The sequence below is a fragment of the Mucilaginibacter sp. 3215 genome (assembly GCF_050433785.1).
In the GTDB taxonomy this organism is placed as follows: Bacteria; Bacteroidota; Bacteroidia; order Sphingobacteriales; family Sphingobacteriaceae; genus Mucilaginibacter.
Genome location: NZ_JBNPWO010000002.1, coordinates 650,880 through 666,794, shown reverse-complemented (window position 1 = coordinate 666,794; position 15,915 = coordinate 650,880). Strand labels below are relative to the sequence as shown.

Here is a 15,915-nt window from a genome sequence, read left to right as displayed (position 1 = left end):
CATGCGTTACCGGATAATTTATGGATTATGCCGTTGTTGTTGAACAATACAACTCAACTACGATTACCTAAAAACATTATCCATAACATCATAAATCTATTTTAAAATGCAAACCACAAATAATAATAAATATCCTTTTTTTGACCTGCTTGAAGTTGTTGCCGAACCCGATCTTAAGTTTCGTAAGCTGAAATCATTACATCCTGTAAAAGCGGGCAATTTGGTCCCTGAATTTAAGTTAAGTAACGATTATAGCCGCTGGCAGCAATTTTACAATGGCGCCGAAACACATGGGCCTGTTTCGCAAAGAAATTTATTAAATAAACCGCTGGTTATTTCTTTTTATTCGCGTCATTGGGGGCAGCAAGGTCTGGCGCAACTTAAACAACTGAATAATTTGCAGCATGAGGTTAAGGCAAGCGGCGGCAACCTGCTTATTATTAGTGATGAGCGCACCGAAGAGCTTGAAAAATGGGCCTGGGAGCAAAGCCTCACCCTTAATTTTTATCACGATGCCGATAAAGAATTAGCACAGCAGTTCAGGGTTTATTCTGACGATTACCCGGTGTGGGACAGGTTTTCGGGCATCGACGAAAATGCGCCGTTATTGGCCACCTATATTATTGAACCATCAAAACAGGTCATCTACAGCCATATCGATTGGGATTTCCTGGGCACTTTTTCTGCCGAAGACATCATCAGCACTGTTTATGAATCAGCATTGATCAGCAATAGCCGCAGATCGGCATAAGCACCAGGAGGTTAAACGTCTTACATAACGGCAATCTTATAAGTGTTTGCTAAGCGCACTTATAAGATTGCTTCTTACTTTCCGAATAATATTTTTATTAGTCTATTAATTCAGGTGCCCATCCCGTAGCCTGGCCTTATAATAACTTGGCGTAATGCCCTCTATCTTTTTAAATGCCCGGCTAAAGTAGTTAAGGTTATTGAACCCGGCTTTAAAACAAGCTTCAGAGATACTGTTATGCGGATTGTTCATGAGCTGCTTGGCTAATTGCAGGCGCTCTTTAATGATATAGTCAACCGGCGAAATTCCCAGCTCGTGCCTAAACGCCCGGAAAAAGCTGGCTTTGCTCATGAAGGCCATTTGGCTCAGGGCATCAATATTAAGCTTATCGCTTAAATGCACCCTAATGTATTCCAGTACGTAGGCAAATCGGCTGCTGCTTGATAGCTCATGCAGGTTATCGCTGGTCTCGTTGATGTTTTGCATTTGCATAATGCGGATCAGCAACTCTTTTAAAGTGAGGTTGGCCAGTACATCTTTGGTTAGTGCATCGCCGGTGCTGATGCGGATCAGCTTGTTGATTAGTTGGGCCAGCTCGTAATTATTAAAAAAATGGAACTGATTATAATTCAGCTGCCATACCCGCTTATCTTCCCTTGGGTAGTTCTCATTTAAAAAATCAAGTGTATTGGTAATTTCCTGGTGGTTGATGGCCAAAGCGGTGCACTGTGACGGCTGGTTGATGGTAGCCTCCGGGAAATCGATTTTCATTGTAATATTTGGCGGAACGATAACTGTTTCACCAGGCAGATAATCGAAACCGGGTTTATCAAACAGGTGCATCACTTTTTTGCCGCGCAGCATGCTTGTTATTACCAGGTCGCTAAAAGTTAAGGGCACCAGTTCGCTGCGCTCAAAAGTTTCAAAAACGTTGAGCTCGCAATGGTTCATGGTGTAAGCCCTGCGGTTTTCAACCAGGGTATTCAGTTCTTTTCCGTGTGAGAGGCTTAGTGGAGATAACAGGGTTTTGTTATTCATAGCCGTTTATAATTTATACCAAATTAGGCATACTTATCCTGATTAACAAGCGGGTGCAAAAAATGCGACCATTGTGCTATCATTTGAGAGCATAATGCAAATGCCCTATAGCGAGGTAGTTCTACATTAGTGTTACCAAAAAACCATAAAAATTATGAGCGCTGTTTCTAAGCCATCCTTCAAGGATAAGTACGACAATTTTATCGGCGGCAAATTTGTTCCGCCCGTTAAAGGCGAATATTTTGATAATGTTTCGCCTATCGACGGTAAAGTATTCACCAAAGCTGCACGATCAGGAAAGGAAGATGTTGAACTGGCTCTGGACGCCGCTCATGCCGCATTCCCGGCATGGGGCAAAACTTCAGCAGCGCACAGGGCATTGCTATTAAATAAAATAGCCGATGTTATTGAAGCCAACCTGGAGTTTTTGGCTGCTGTAGAATGCATTGATAACGGAAAAGCCATTCGTGAATGTCGCGCTGCCGACTTGCCGCTGGTGATTGATCATTTTCGTTATTTCGCTGGTGTAATTCGTGCCGAAGAAGGCGGGATTTCCGAGCATGATGAATATACCGTAAGTATTTGTTTAAATGAGCCGTTGGGTGTGGTAGGACAAATCATTCCCTGGAATTTTCCGCTGTTGATGGCTACCTGGAAAATTGCCCCTGCGCTGGCTGCAGGTAATTGCTGTGTTGTAAAACCGGCCGAACAAACCCCGACATCCATCATGGTATTGATGGAATTGATCCAGGATATTTTGCCGCCGGGTGTTTTGAACATTATCACCGGTTTTGGTCCGGAGGCAGGTAAGCCGCTGGCTTCATCGCCAAGGGTTGCCAAAGTTTCTTTTACGGGCGAAACCACAACCGGCCGCTTGATTATGCAGTACGCATCTGAAAACCTCATCCCGGTTACGATGGAGTTGGGCGGAAAATCGCCAAATATCTTTTTTGAATCGGTGGCCGATGCCGACGATGAGTTTTTTGACAAAGCCGTTGAAGGCGCCGTATTATTTGCCCTTAACCAGGGCGAGGTTTGTACCTGTCCGTCGAGGATCCTGGTACACGAAAACATCTACGATAAATTTATGTCGAAGGTGATAGAACGCACTAATGCTATCATTATGGGCAACCCGCTTGACGGGAATACCATGATGGGTGCGCAGGCATCTAACGATCAATACGAAAAAATCCAGTCGTACCTGAAAATTGGTAAAGAAGAGGGAGCAGAGGTACTTTGCGGCGGCGAGGTTAAAAAGCTTGATGGTGAGCTGGAAGGCGGCTATTATATCCAGCCTACGTTATTTAAAGGCAATAACAAAATGCGCATTTTCCAGGAGGAGATCTTTGGTCCGGTGGCTTGTGTAACCACATTCAAAACTACTGAAGAAGCCATCGCGATAGCCAATGACACACTGTACGGGTTGGGTGCCGGTGTGTGGACCCGCGATGCGCACGAGCTTTACCAGGTGCCGCGTGCTATACTGGCCGGCAGGGTTTGGGTAAATAACTACCACGCTTATCCTGCACATGCTCCATTCGGTGGCTACAAAAAATCAGGTTTTGGCCGCGAAAATCATAAAATGATGCTTGGTCACTACCGTCAAACAAAAAACATGCTGATCTCATACAATAAGAACAAGTTGGGATTTTTTTAATCCCGGCTTTAATCCCCCCGTTCCCCAGACTTGCGAAGTTTCCGAAACTTCGTAAGTCTTTATGTGTTTGAATACTTCTTTTACTTATCTGCGGCTTCGCGCGAAATTTGCAAACATGATCAAAAGAGTAACCATAACCTCCGAAGCTTCAAAGCTGATAGCCGAAATCAAATCCCGCTTTGGCGACCTGATGTTTCATCAAAGCGGTGGTTGCTGCGATGGCTCATCGCCTATGTGCTTTGAAAAGGGCGAGTTTAAACTCGGCGGCAGCGATGTGAAAATAGGAGAGGTGGATGACTGTGAATTTTGGATGAGTAAGGATCAGTTTGAATACTGGCAGCATACCCAGCTTCAGCTCGATATTACCAAAGGCCGTGGTTCAAGTTTTTCAATAGAAATACCGACGGGTTTTAGGTTTATGATCCATTCAAGGTTGTTTACTGAAGACGAGTTGAAAGATTTAGAACCGGTGAGTTTTATAGATTAGCCCCCTCCAAATCTCTTACTGCTCTGCCTGCACCTTATCCAGCTTATCCATGATCTCTTTGGTATACTTTATTGATAAAGCTTTCTTAAAATACTTTTCGGCATTTGCTTTATCCCCGCGGGCTAAAAAGCAATCGCCCATACTGTCATAAACGTTGAAGTTTTTCGGGTAATTATCTATGTTCACCTGGAAAAACATGGCCGCTTTTTCATAATCTTTTTGTTGCAAAAACGCGTAGCCTATGCTATTCATCTCCGGCTCAGGAGGGCGTACGGGGTAACCCATTTCAGCGGACATCATTTTGTAATGGGCAGTTATCATTTGTCTTAGCTGGACGGCATTATACTGCTTATCAAAATATTGGTTATAAGGCTGGTTTCGAGGAAAGCGGTTGTTTTTGAAAATAAACCGTAAGGCATCATACTCGGCATTGAATGAAACAGAATTATGATCGTCATCGGGATAATACTTTTTAGCCCATTGCAGATTGTTTGTTTTATTGACAGAAAGATCATCAGCCAATTTCATGATAGACCGAATATGATGTGATATTTCGGCCGTGTCCTTTTTTACTTGTATAGTATCCATACCTGCATTCATCGTATTAGCAAAACCGAGGAAAAGCTTTTTACCGCCAAAATTCTTTTGCTTAAGGATAATTGTTGCCTGTTTAAGCAAATTGTCGTTATCATAAAACATGCTGGGATCTATAGCCACGTAGGCATTAAAAACCCGTGTATGTTTTAATAATAAATTGATCACCGTTAATCCTCCCAACGAATGACCGATCATGGTGCGATAGGGAGCAGTTGGATATGTTTTGTCGATATATGGGATTAGTTCTTTTTCCATAAAGGCGGCAAAGTTTTCCCCTCCGCCTGATGACTTGTCCATAGCGCTGCTGGTAGGCGTGAGGTCCCGGGTACGATTTCCAGGTGTATTCAAAATACCAACTATGATCATTTGCGGCAACACCGTATTGCCTGCAGTTGCGCTAAGTTCTTTGATCATAGTAACCAGCGACATGAAATGATCATCGGCATCTAAAACGTACAAAACCGGAAATTCCGGTTTTGAAAAGTAGTTGGTATCATATCCTGGCGTATAAACCCAAAGTAGTCGTTTTTCTTTCAGGATGTTGGAATAAATGGTATCCACCCTCCCCAAAACTATAGGTTGCTGTGGTGGCTGCGCCTTCAACAGGTATGCAATGGTGAGATGAATGAGTATCAGGATAAGCTTTTTCATGTGGCTGTTGATTTTATGATTCAATGGTACAGCAACAATATGACCTTCAGAATTAAATGTGACGAATGTTGTCGTTGGCGTGACGGAAATAATTTGGAGCTTGTTTTCGTTTAAAAAAAGGACCGAAAACATGTTTTGGTAAGTTTTTGTTAGTTATTACAATCATTCATAAAATTATCGCCGTGCTTAATACTTATAATACTGCCCGTAAAAAGAACAGCTTAACAAAGTTTGAGACGTTGATATTCGGATTAATGATCGTGTTCACTATAGGGGCTATCATACTCTTCTTTATTGATAAAGGATATTTTGAGATGATATACAATCGCTATGGCGGTTTTATAGGATACTTCACAGTATTGTTGTTACTTGTAATTTTTATAGCGTCGGCAGTATATATTGTAAGGCTTTCGCGCTATCGCAGCATCCAGTTTTGTGTGGTTTTAATTTTAACCGGGATAGCAAGCCTGTTTTTTATCGCCGAAAAAATGAGCAGTTTACCCGACCTTTTTCATCTATCAACCCATTCGCTTTTTAAAGCCAACACCGCAATATTGGGGGCAAATGCAAATGGAATAATTAAAATTAATGACACCGGCAAAATCGTGCTCTATTGGATTTTGATAGCCGCAAGTGCTTTTTACTTTTTAATATTGCCGTTTATATATCGGAGTAATTTTAGGGCTAAACGCTTTATTGATAGAATCGGAATTCCTATCCCGCACCGCAACCACGTTATCGCAATAATTATATTAACTATTTTGATAATGCTATTTTCGGCAGTAAACGAGTCGGAGGTTTTATGGCTTAATCTTTCTGCTATATTTCTGCTGATCCTGCTTTGCCCGGAAAATATCGGTGTTTTCAGGCGATAGTCATATTTTTTTGCAACACTTTAAATTGTTTTTTTAGGCTCCGTTTAATCCGATCATTTACTGCAACTTTGTAATAAACCTTTCAGTTACAACCTTATAAAATATGGCTACAGTTTCATTGGGCAGCCCGGCCGGCAAATGGATCATGGTTGCGGCGATATTGGCTTCGGCCATGGCATTTATTGATGGTACAGCACTTAATGTGGTGCTGCCGGCATTACAGCAAAGCCTTGATGCCAAGGGAGCCGATCTCTTTTGGATCCTGAACGCCTACCTGTTGATGCTTGCCTCGCTTATTTTAATAGGCGGCTCGCTCGGCGATAAACTGGGGCGGAAGAAGGTATTCATGATCGGGATCTTTATTTTTATTACCGGATCGGCCTTTTGCGGGCTTTCACCGGGCGTTTTTTATCTCATCGTTTTCCGGATCATACAAGGTATTGGAGGCGCACTAATGATTCCGGGGAGCCTTTCGCTTATTTCATCATCCATTGATGCTAAAGAAAGGGGCAAGGCTATCGGAACATGGTCGGCCATTACCACGGTAGTTACAATGGGCGGCCCGGTATTGGGTGGCGCCTTAGCCGATGCCGGTTTATGGCGGTACATATTCTTTATTAATATACCCATAGGGATGGTAGCTTTACTCATCCTGTGGCGGAAGGTTGCCGAAAGCAAGGATGATAGTACCGACCAAACCATTGATTTTCCCGGGGCTATTTCTATTGCATCAGGGCTTGCTTTGCTAACATTTGGTTTTCTGAGGATGCCGGCGGTAGGTTTTAATAGCTGGCAGGTTTATGGATCATTAGCCCTGGGTTTATTATTGCTCATAGCTTTTATTTACATAGAAGGTACAAGCAAACATCCCATGATGCCGCTAAACCTGTTTAGCAATAAAACCTTTAGCGGGATAAACCTGCTTACATTTTTTCTGTATGCGGGTTTAGGCGGCGGTATGCTGTTTATATCGCTAAACATGGTGCAGGTGCAGGGGTATAGCCAGCTGCAATCTGGGTTAACATTTTTGCCTTTTACTGTGCTGATGATCTCAATCGCACGTTATGCAGGAGCTATTGCCGATAAAAAAGGCCCGCGTTTATTGCTCATCATCGGTCCGGCTTTGGCGGGAGCAGGATTACTAATGTTGTCGTTCATTAAGCAAACTACAGGGCCTTCCGATTATTGGACAAGCTTTTTCCCCGGCGTACTTGTTTTTGGCTTCGGCATGTCCTTAACGGTAGCGCCGCTTACGGCAACGGTAATGGGATCGGTAAGTGATCATTTTTCGGGTACAGCGTCGGGTATTAATAATGCTATGACCCGCATTTCGAATGTTTTTGCCAATGCCATTTTTGGTGCCCTGGCAGTTTTGTTTTTTTCGGGAGCGATGCAGGGGGAGTTGAAAAAGTTATCCCTTAATGAAAAAGATAAAAAGACGGTTATGGAACAATCGGCCAACTTAGGCAATGCTAAAGTGCCCGCCGGCATCGACGGAGCCAATAAAAAGGCAGTCGAGATTGCCTATCACAACGGATTTATTTCAGCCTATGGCAATATTATGCGGATCTGCGCCGGCCTTGGTTTCCTGGGTGCACTAATGTCGATTATTTTTATCAGGAATAGTGCTGTTAAGAAGGAGTGATTGTTTTTGAAAAGACGTATATAGAGTTAGGATGCCTCTACGCAGAGCCTAAAAAAATCAGATCGGGGTTGCAACCATTTGTTTATCACCGTCGTCTACCTTACAAATCCATCTAAAGCTTATTGTTATGTTCAAATCGATATTTTCCCGAAATTTTGTAAAACTCTTTGCCTTATGTTTTTTATGCTTTGTTGCCGTTAGCGTATCTGCCCAGGATAAAACCAAAACGATAGGCAACAAACCCCGAAGCGGCTCATCCAATAATACCTTCGATGCTGTTAAAGGTGCGCAGGTTGGTATTGAAATGAATGCTGGTAAAAAGCAGGTACAATTACTTACGCTGAACTTTCATACTCAAAACCGGTCAAGCGATAGCATCCCTTTTAAAGTAAATGTTTACCAAATGGCCGGGAAGTTTCCAAATGAAGCTAATTTGGTTAAAGACGAAATAAAAGGCTACATTAAAAAATACGACAATGTGGAAAACCATCAATTAACCACTGTCGACTTATCGCCATACAATGTTAAAGTGGCCGGTGATATCGTGGTTTCTATTGAATTTTTGACAACTAAAACCAACTCCAACGTTGGATTTGCCTGCGGCTTATTTAACGGTGGTACTTTTCATAAGGATGGTGAAACCCAACCTTGGAAGAAGATTCCGATTGTAGGTGTTGATTTTAATGTACTGGTGAAAAAGTTGAAGTAGATGTTCTTCTAAATCTCCCCTAAAAGGAGAGACTTTTAAGAATGCGCTCATTGCAAACGAGCGCAGCAAAATACGCTAAATTGTCTTCTTTAAACCCTGCGCGGCTTACTCAAACAATTCCTGTTCATCAGTATAATATGTTTTCCGCGATGCTTCGTTAATTATGATTGCGGCGCCTGTTGGGCTATGCTTTTTCTTTGAATTGTGAATATCCATGAAATCACGAACTTCACCGTTAATGATGTCGGGGTTTGATTTCAAAATGCTTTTTTCGGCATTTTCCAGTACTGTTTTTATTGACTGAGCCAGGTTTTTTAGTTTGGCTTCCGGTATTTTACTGCTTACGGAGAACGGTGAAATGCGGGCATGCCACAAAATTTCATCCGCATAAGCGTTGCCGATGCCTCTCATGATCTTTTGATCAAGCAGAACAGTTTTGATATTTGTTTTTGTTTTTGCCAGGCGCTTTTTCAAATATTCGGCATCGGCATCAAGCGCGTCGGGTATGTCCTTTTTTTCGGGGTTGAGGGTAGGCGTCGCTATCCCCTGGAAATCGGTCAGGACTAACCCGCTGCCATCATCAAAGTGCAGTTCGATGATGCTATATTTGTTTTCGTTTTTGGTATCGAACGAAAAAAGTTTACCGTGCAGCATCAGGTGCAGACCCAGTACATCGCCCTTGCTAAATTTAATATGTAGTTCCTTCCCTTCACGATATACTTTTTCGAGCTTTTGTCCGCTTAATACCTCGTTCAGTTCATGTACGCTAACATTTAGTTTTTTAGGGTTAGGTACTTCTGTTTTTTTAACTGTTTTACCTGCAAGCATTTTTTGCAGGTTATGGCTAAAAGCCTGCAGATCGGGTAGTTCGGGCATAATATGTTGTTTTTATAAGTAACTTGTTGTTGTAATTAATGTTTGTTATCCGAGACCATTAAACTTTTTAAAACGTTGTATGGCGCTTTCAACAGACTGGTTTTGAGCCTTATTGAGTTTGTTAAATAGTTTGAGCTCAATATCAATATTCTTTTTGCCCATATTCCGGCTCCAGTTGCCAACCACCTGGTTATTGGCCATTATAGTTGGGAAAAAGGTAATAGCCCCCATTTTATCCCGAAACCTGGCCGGTACCATGGCATCGCGATTTTTATATGCTATAATTAACTCATCGTAAACTGGCAAAAGGTAAGTCCCTGTTTTTCTTGCTGTACTCAAATCGGCATCAGTATCCATCCAATAGCTTATCCCTTCAATGATGATATTACTTAGCCGGCCTTTATTTATTTCGATCCCGGTTTTGGCATCGGCGACAGTAAGGCCGCTCCAATGTACAAAATCATTTATTGTAGCCGGGCCATGGCTTGTAAAATACCGCAAAACCAAACGAGCTACTGCCTCGTCACGATCTATGGCCGGTGTCATTGGTGCACGTTCATCGAGCAGTGCGTAAGTAAATTGTTTACCCTGTCTTGCGCCACTGCAAATTAATTGCTCCAGTTCGGCTTTCATTAACAGTATCGTAAGCCTGAGATCGTCGGTAGCTATATCTGTCTCATGCAGGGCCGAAACAATTTCGGCACGGGTTAATTGTTTGCCGCCCTGCATGGTTTTTATAAATACATCAAAGCTTTTGTTAAAAATTGCATCGGTGACTTCCTGCTTTTTATACATGGCGGCATTGCCCGCGTTGATTCTTGGCGCCGTAAGGCTAAGCATCCAGCGGATATCCTGGGGTAAAACAAAATGCCAGGTTGGTCTTAATACATGGGTTCGTAAAATAGCACCGGTGGTCATCGCTTTTTCCACGGCCCTGTCCGATGGAGATGACATACGTAACCCAATTGCCCATTTGGCATGGGCATATTCCTGCGCCTGCATGGCGCACATATAGCCAACCACCTCTTCGGGTTTTTTGAATTTATTGTGGTTAAGGTGTTGGTTATAAACCCGGAGATTAGCTATATCACGTATGGTCATGTCTATCTGTTTTGATACTATTCAAAATAAATATATATTAATGACAACTGTTTGTCAGCAGAAAAAATGATTTAATTTGAAAGGTTTATTTTGATGAACGCATGAACAGGATAGATCCTAATTATTTTGCAGGCGGGCTAATTGTCGGTATTGCTATTGGCTTAGCCTTGCACAGCGTTGGTGTAGGTATAGCAATTGGCGTTGCCGTTGGTTTGTCTGTGGGCTTAAGAAAGAAGAAAGGGTAGGAAAGATTCTCCAAATTACAGCCTCACGAAGTTTGAAAAAATCGGTGAGGCTGTAATTTGGTAATTAAAAATCGTGATATAAATTTCTGAACGAGCTTCTTATTCCGAAGGTGATCATGGTGTTTTTTGAATCTTTCTGATCGTTTTTTTCCTGGCGGTACAATGCGCCGAGTTCCAGGCGTAAATTGTACTTTGGGTTAAGTATATAAGCAACAGTTCCTTCACCATAATAAAGCTGTGTGCTTATACCCTGGCCTATGGTAGTTGTAGTACTTGCCGAAGGTATAAAAGGCTTGATAATTATTTTGCCGTTATTTTCGGCCTTTGTGGCATCAAGTCCATATTTGGCATAATTAAGTTGCCCCTGGAAATCAAACCGGCCAACCGAATAATTCACAATGCCCAAAAGCTCCCTGAAGTTTGCTCCGTAAGGATGGGCCAGAGGATCGCCGTAAAACGAATAACTGCTTATTGACTGCTGGTTACTGTAAGTGTATGGCTTAACAGTGTTATATTCAAATAGATAGTTTAACCTTTTAACTTTAAAAATATCTGCGCCACGGATACCCAGTTGCCAACCGTTGGTGTTATCGGTACTGTTGCCCGAAAAGAAATCGCTGCCCTTGAACCTGTCGAACATGATCTGTCCATACAGCGCAGCTTTATCAAAGATCTTGTATTTGGCATTAAAACCTAAAAATACATTGTCCTTTTGATAACCACCCGGACCCAGCGAGCTTGCAAATAAAATGGGGTTCACAAAATTGGCGTCAAAGCCTGCCCGGTTGCCTTTGTTGTCTGCTTCGGGAGTTATCAGGGCGTTAAACATACCGAGCGACGCGCGTTTGGTTATATTCCAGTCAATATAATGGAATAAAGCCCATTTGCGGCGGTTACTTCCAAAATTGTCAAATTTTGATGCGACATTATTGAGGTCTTCAATATAGGCCCACGCTACCATATAGCGTACGGGGCCAAGGTCGGCTGTAAGCCTGAGAAGCGGCATATTGGCGGCAAAGTCAGATAAGAGCACCGACCGGTATCCGTCACCAATAAACATTTTATCCTCGCCTAAAGTAATATTCAGTTTTTTTGTTATTGAATAAGAGAGTATTGCAGTTACGTACGACCAGTCTTGTGAGTTGCGTGGTTGGCCTGTATACTTCCTGGCATATGCCTGGCCGGGTATAAAACCATTTGTATTGACATAGTTGTTATAATACGATACAAACTTGGCCGAATTTTCAAAACCGCTTGTGTAAAATGAAAATTTACCGCCCACTGTTCCCCCAATTTGATATCCGCGTACATTTAAGTTGGTCGAATTACTGTTCGTGAAATCCCTGCCGGCCTGCAGATCAGTAATATAGTCGGCATAAAAGGTATATTCTTTTGCTTTTACGTCAAAAAGGTGTTCATTAAATAATTTACGCCCGCCCCAGGTTTTGCGATCTTTAACCCCTACATTCATTACCGAATCATAGGTGTGCAAAATAGCGCTGTCAATTAAAAAAGGGCGCAATGAAGTATGAACCGAGTTTTTTACAGAATAAATATCCGAATTGAACTTCTGATACAACTGGTATGAATTAGGTAAATAAACTGATTGTGCCTTGCTTAACTGCGATGTGAATAAGGCAATTATGGCTATTATAAATGTTTTCCGAAAGGTTAAGGAGTAGAGTTTTTGCATTATAACAAAATAACTATTAATTATTCTAAGTTAAAAATTTCATTGGTAAATAAGGATATATACATAAATGCCCCGCAGGTTGTTTCTGATATATTAAAATTATGCAAATTGATTTGGACATTGATACTTAGTTAACTGTTCATAATCATTGAATTAATTATTCAATAAAGCAGGTTTATACTTATTAATAAATAGATTGAAATATGCCTGTTCGTGGAGATTGGTAAATAAAATTTCTTTAATCCCGGTACTTCAAAAAGTTAATTAATGTTAAATTTTGTCACGTGCAGGTGTTTTTTTTAAATAAGTTATAAAAATCATGATATTTGCCGCGCTATTAAATCAATTGATATTATTAAATGCAGTACAAAAAAATCAATAACCTGTTAGGCTGGCTTTGTTTTGTTATAGCCTCAATAACCTATATTTTAACATTAGAGCCATCTGTAAGCTTTTGGGATTGCGGCGAATTTATTTCATGTGCTTACCGTTTACAGGTAGCCCACCAGCCCGGTTACCCCGTTTTTGCCATGATAGGCAAGGTTTTGTCGTTATTGTCATTTGGTGATAATACTAAAGTGCCTTTCTTTACTAATATGGGGTCGGCACTGGCCAGCGGTGCAACCATCATGTTTTTATTTTGGACAATTACCGCTTTTGCCAAAAAACTGATGGTCGAAAAACGTGATGAGGCTATTGACGGTTATAAATTAAATGTAATTATGGGGGCCGGCCTTGTTGGTGCCCTGGCTTTCACATATACCGATACGTTTTGGTTTTCGGCTGTCGAAACCATTGTATTTGCCCTGTCATCACTATGTACTGCTATTGTGTTTTGGGCGATCCTTAAGTGGGACGAACATGCCGATGAGCCAGGCGCCGATAAATGGATTGTTTTTATAGCTTATGTTATCGGTTTATCCATAGGGATCCACCTGTTAAACCTTTTGACTATACCGGCCATCGCAATGGTTTACTATTTCCGCCGAGCCAAAAATATTACCGTTGGCAATAGCATCCTGACTTTTTTGGCAGGGGTAGTGATTCTTGGCCTGGTACAATACGGCATCAGGGGATATACCATTAAGTTTGCGGCTTATTTCGACCTTTTCTTCGTCAATTCCTTAGGAATGGGCTTTGGGACCGGAGCTTTCTTTTTCATCCTGCTGATAATTGTTGCCCTGGTATTGGGGATCCTGTACAGTATCCGCAAAAAGAAACCTGTATTAAACCTGGCTTTACTTTGCGTTGCATTTATATACTTTGGGTATGGCTCGTTCGCGTATATCCCTATTCGTGCAACTGCTAATACTAATTTAAATAACTCACATCCTGATAACGCTTTTACGCTTTACGGTTATTTAAATCGTATTCAATATGGCGAAGTACCTTTGCTAACCGGCCCTATGTATGATTCGCAGGTTACTGATCAAAAACAGGGGAGTATCATTTATCGCAAAGGCAAAACCAAATATGAAAATGCAGGTCGTAAAACTGATTATGTATATGACCATACTACAGCCTTGCCACGTATGTACAGCACCGATCCTAACGATGTACAGTTTTACAAGCAATGGCTGAGGATTCCCGAGGGGCAGGCTCCAACCATGGGCGATAACCTGAAATGGATGTTCAGCTGGCAAATGTACCAAATGTACTGGCGTTACTTTTTCTGGAACTTTGTTGGCCGTTATAACGATGCCGACGGACAAACCAGTACAGAAGGTATTGACGGTAACTGGACGACCGGTTTATTTGACGGTGGCAAACATTTACCAAAATCAGTAACTGCGGCTACTACTTATACTCCGCTATACGCCCTGCCATTAATAATTGGTTTAATAGGTTTGTTTTTCCACGTTAACCGCCGCAGTAAAGATGCGTTGATTGTTGGCTTGCTATTTTTCTTCACTGGTTTGGCCATTGTGTTATATGTAAACCAGGCATCAGTGCAGCCGCGCGAGCGTGATTACTCATACGTAGGCTCGTTTTATGCCTTTGCCATATGGATAGGGCTCGGCGTAATTGCTATTGCTGAATTTGGCCGCAAATATATCGACGCTAAAATGGCCGCTATCGGTTCAACCGTTATAGGCCTTTTGGTTTGCCCGGTACTTTTAGCAGCCAAAGAGTGGAAAGATCATGACCGCTCAACCAAAATGACGCCGCATGATATGGCCTACAACTATCTTATTTCATGCCCGCCAAATGCTATTTTGTTTACGTATGGCGATAATGATACGTACTCATTGTGGTACGATCAGGAAGTTGAAGGCATCCGCCCGGATGTGCGCATTGTAAACCTAAGCTTGTTTACAGGCGATTGGTACATTCGTCAGATGCAGAAAAAAATGAACGCTTCTGAACCTTTGCCTATCACTATGCCTTTTGACAAATATAAAGAAGGGGTTAGGGACGTTATCTATTTTAACGATCAGAAACTACCCGGTTACCAGGATATTAAAGAAGTGTTCGATTTCATCACTTCTGATGACAAAGCTACGCAGGTGCAATATCAAAGCGGAGAATATGGTAACTATTTGCCAACCAAAAATCTGAAAGTTACTATTAACCCTGATGAGGTAATAGCCAACGGTGTAGTGAAAGCCGATCAGAAAGATAAGCTGGCAACCGCCATGGAATGGAAGTATATTTCAAACTATGTAACCAAAGAGAATTTGGCCATGTTTGATATTTTGGCACATAACCACTGGAAACGCCCTATTTGCTTTACCACCACCATTGGTAACGAAAACCTGATAGGTTTACAGCCTTACCTTTACAAAGAGGGCTTTACTTATCACCTGATACCGTTTAAACCGGATACAGCTTTACATGATCAGTTGAGCAAAACCAATACTGATGTAATGTATGATAACGTGATGAACAAGTTTAAATTCGGCAAGTTCAAAACAGCCAAATATCTTGATCATGAGTCGACCTCGATGTTTTACCCGGTAATGGTAACTACATTCCTTGACCTGGCCCAAAACCTTGTTCAGGAAGGTAAAAACGATAAAGCATTAAAAGTTGTTCAGAAATATGATGCTGAGCTGCCTGATATTTACCCGTATGTAGATGTTGCCGGTCGTAAGTTATATTTAACGCAATTGGCTTATCAGCTTCACGACGTGGTGTTGGGTAACAAATTGGCAGGCAATATCGACAATTACCTTACCGATCAGTTGGATTATAATGCCTACCTGCTAAGCCAGGATGTTAATAGCATTAACGGGCGCGATGTACAAATAGGCATGCAAGTGTTGAACGGACTGGTGCAGTTTACCAAAGACAACCATCAAACTGCTCTTGCTACCAAATTTGAAAACCAGTTAAAGGGTTACGAATCAAAATTTCGCTCTGTGTTAGGCGGAGGACAATAATAATCCCTGATAATTATTTATTGTCAGCGCCATCCCGGTTTCGGGGTGGCGTTGGTAGTTTATCCAAATTATTTTTTGTTATGCTAAGTAATTAAATACGGGCCAGGGCGGTGAAATGGCATCTTCTCGAGGTATACTGAAAATTGTTAGCACACCACCAGACGGGTAAACGGTTTGACCGGCAATTGGTTTAATTAAGGGACCTTA

The 15,915-nt window shown here is 41.8% G+C and carries 13 protein-coding genes; 8 read left to right on the top strand and 5 right to left on the bottom strand.

Going from position 1 to position 15,915, the window contains the following annotated elements:
* Window positions 1-106 precede the first annotated feature (106 nt).
* Complete coding sequence (locus tag ABIC84_RS06385) at window positions 107-751, top strand: redoxin domain-containing protein (protein WP_426588835.1); 645 nt, start codon at window positions 107-109, stop codon at window positions 749-751.
* Window positions 752-856: 105 nt separating this feature from the next.
* Here the strand turns inward: ABIC84_RS06385 and ABIC84_RS06380 are convergent, their stop codons facing one another.
* Window positions 857-1,789, bottom strand: a complete 933-nt coding sequence (locus tag ABIC84_RS06380; protein WP_429263025.1) for an AraC family transcriptional regulator — start codon at window positions 1,787-1,789, stop codon at window positions 857-859.
* Between the two features lie 154 nt (window positions 1,790-1,943).
* Between ABIC84_RS06380 and ABIC84_RS06375 the strand changes: the two genes are divergently transcribed.
* Complete coding sequence (locus ABIC84_RS06375; RefSeq protein ID WP_426588831.1) at window positions 1,944-3,446, top strand: aldehyde dehydrogenase family protein; 1,503 nt, start codon at window positions 1,944-1,946, stop codon at window positions 3,444-3,446.
* A gap of 115 nt (window positions 3,447-3,561) precedes the next feature.
* Window positions 3,562-3,933 carry a DUF779 domain-containing protein gene (locus ABIC84_RS06370; protein ID WP_429263024.1) on the top strand — a complete coding sequence of 124 codons (372 nt, stop codon included), beginning with the start codon at window positions 3,562-3,564 and terminating at the stop codon, window positions 3,931-3,933.
* A gap of 15 nt (window positions 3,934-3,948) precedes the next feature.
* Here the strand turns inward: ABIC84_RS06370 and ABIC84_RS06365 are convergent, their stop codons facing one another.
* The gene (locus ABIC84_RS06365; protein ID WP_429263023.1) at window positions 3,949-5,181 is read right to left on the bottom strand and encodes an alpha/beta hydrolase-fold protein; all 1,233 of its coding nucleotides are present in this window, start codon (window positions 5,179-5,181) and stop codon (window positions 3,949-3,951) included.
* A gap of 182 nt (window positions 5,182-5,363) precedes the next feature.
* Here ABIC84_RS06365 and ABIC84_RS06360 point away from each other — a divergent pair, with 182 nt between their 5' ends.
* The 3 genes from ABIC84_RS06360 to ABIC84_RS06350 all read left to right on the top strand — a co-directional run bounded on the left by ABIC84_RS06360 (window position 5,364) and on the right by ABIC84_RS06350 (window position 8,410).
* The gene (locus ABIC84_RS06360; RefSeq protein ID WP_429263022.1) at window positions 5,364-6,056 is read left to right on the top strand and encodes a hypothetical protein; all 693 of its coding nucleotides are present in this window, start codon (window positions 5,364-5,366) and stop codon (window positions 6,054-6,056) included.
* Between the two features lie 103 nt (window positions 6,057-6,159).
* Entirely contained in the window at window positions 6,160-7,701 is a 1,542-nt protein-coding gene (locus tag ABIC84_RS06355; RefSeq protein WP_429263021.1) for an MFS transporter, read from the top strand.
* Between the two features lie 127 nt (window positions 7,702-7,828).
* The gene (locus ABIC84_RS06350; protein WP_321559548.1) at window positions 7,829-8,410 is read left to right on the top strand and encodes a hypothetical protein; all 582 of its coding nucleotides are present in this window, start codon (window positions 7,829-7,831) and stop codon (window positions 8,408-8,410) included.
* A 105-nt stretch (window positions 8,411-8,515) separates the two neighbouring features.
* Here the strand turns inward: ABIC84_RS06350 and ABIC84_RS06345 are convergent, their stop codons facing one another.
* Together ABIC84_RS06345 and ABIC84_RS06340 are read right to left on the bottom strand one after the other, a co-directional pair.
* Window positions 8,516-9,286: a DNA-formamidopyrimidine glycosylase family protein gene (locus ABIC84_RS06345; RefSeq protein WP_429263020.1), complete on the bottom strand. Its 771-nt coding sequence runs from the start codon at window positions 9,284-9,286 to the stop codon at window positions 8,516-8,518.
* Between the two features lie 45 nt (window positions 9,287-9,331).
* Complete coding sequence (locus ABIC84_RS06340; RefSeq protein ID WP_429263019.1) at window positions 9,332-10,387, bottom strand: winged helix DNA-binding domain-containing protein; 1,056 nt, start codon at window positions 10,385-10,387, stop codon at window positions 9,332-9,334.
* A gap of 101 nt (window positions 10,388-10,488) precedes the next feature.
* Here ABIC84_RS06340 and ABIC84_RS06335 point away from each other — a divergent pair, with 101 nt between their 5' ends.
* Window positions 10,489-10,632, top strand: coding sequence for a hypothetical protein (locus tag ABIC84_RS06335; RefSeq protein ID WP_429263018.1), 144 nt, complete (start codon window positions 10,489-10,491; stop codon window positions 10,630-10,632).
* A gap of 64 nt (window positions 10,633-10,696) precedes the next feature.
* On the opposite strand, the gene ABIC84_RS06330 is transcribed toward ABIC84_RS06335, so the two are convergent.
* Window positions 10,697-12,325, bottom strand: a complete 1,629-nt coding sequence (locus tag ABIC84_RS06330; RefSeq protein ID WP_429263017.1) for a gliding motility protein RemB — start codon at window positions 12,323-12,325, stop codon at window positions 10,697-10,699.
* A 359-nt stretch (window positions 12,326-12,684) separates the two neighbouring features.
* Here ABIC84_RS06330 and ABIC84_RS06325 point away from each other — a divergent pair, with 359 nt between their 5' ends.
* On the top strand, window positions 12,685-15,708 hold the full coding sequence (locus ABIC84_RS06325; RefSeq protein ID WP_429263016.1) for a protein O-mannosyl-transferase family: 3,024 nt from the start codon (window positions 12,685-12,687) through the stop codon (window positions 15,706-15,708).
* The last annotated feature ends 207 nt before the right edge of the window (window positions 15,709-15,915 follow it).

What these genes read in the sequence shown, in the direction of transcription:
- ABIC84_RS06385 (WP_426588835.1), top strand. Translation starts at nt 107, where the DNA reads ATGCAAACCACAAATAATAATAAATATCCTTTTTTTGACCTGCTTGAA.
- ABIC84_RS06380 (WP_429263025.1), bottom strand. Translation starts at nt 1,789, where the DNA reads ATGAATAACAAAACCCTGTTATCTCCACTAAGCCTCTCACACGGAAAA.
- ABIC84_RS06375 (WP_426588831.1), top strand. Translation starts at nt 1,944, where the DNA reads ATGAGCGCTGTTTCTAAGCCATCCTTCAAGGATAAGTACGACAATTTT.
- ABIC84_RS06370 (WP_429263024.1), top strand. Translation starts at nt 3,562, where the DNA reads ATGATCAAAAGAGTAACCATAACCTCCGAAGCTTCAAAGCTGATAGCC.
- ABIC84_RS06365 (WP_429263023.1), bottom strand. Translation starts at nt 5,181, where the DNA reads ATGAAAAAGCTTATCCTGATACTCATTCATCTCACCATTGCATACCTG.
- ABIC84_RS06355 (WP_429263021.1), top strand. Translation starts at nt 6,160, where the DNA reads ATGGCTACAGTTTCATTGGGCAGCCCGGCCGGCAAATGGATCATGGTT.
- ABIC84_RS06350 (WP_321559548.1), top strand. Translation starts at nt 7,829, where the DNA reads ATGTTCAAATCGATATTTTCCCGAAATTTTGTAAAACTCTTTGCCTTA.
- ABIC84_RS06345 (WP_429263020.1), bottom strand. Translation starts at nt 9,286, where the DNA reads ATGCCCGAACTACCCGATCTGCAGGCTTTTAGCCATAACCTGCAAAAA.
- ABIC84_RS06340 (WP_429263019.1), bottom strand. Translation starts at nt 10,387, where the DNA reads ATGACCATACGTGATATAGCTAATCTCCGGGTTTATAACCAACACCTT.
- ABIC84_RS06335 (WP_429263018.1), top strand. Translation starts at nt 10,489, where the DNA reads ATGAACAGGATAGATCCTAATTATTTTGCAGGCGGGCTAATTGTCGGT.
- ABIC84_RS06330 (WP_429263017.1), bottom strand. Translation starts at nt 12,325, where the DNA reads ATGCAAAAACTCTACTCCTTAACCTTTCGGAAAACATTTATAATAGCC.
- ABIC84_RS06325 (WP_429263016.1), top strand. Translation starts at nt 12,685, where the DNA reads ATGCAGTACAAAAAAATCAATAACCTGTTAGGCTGGCTTTGTTTTGTT.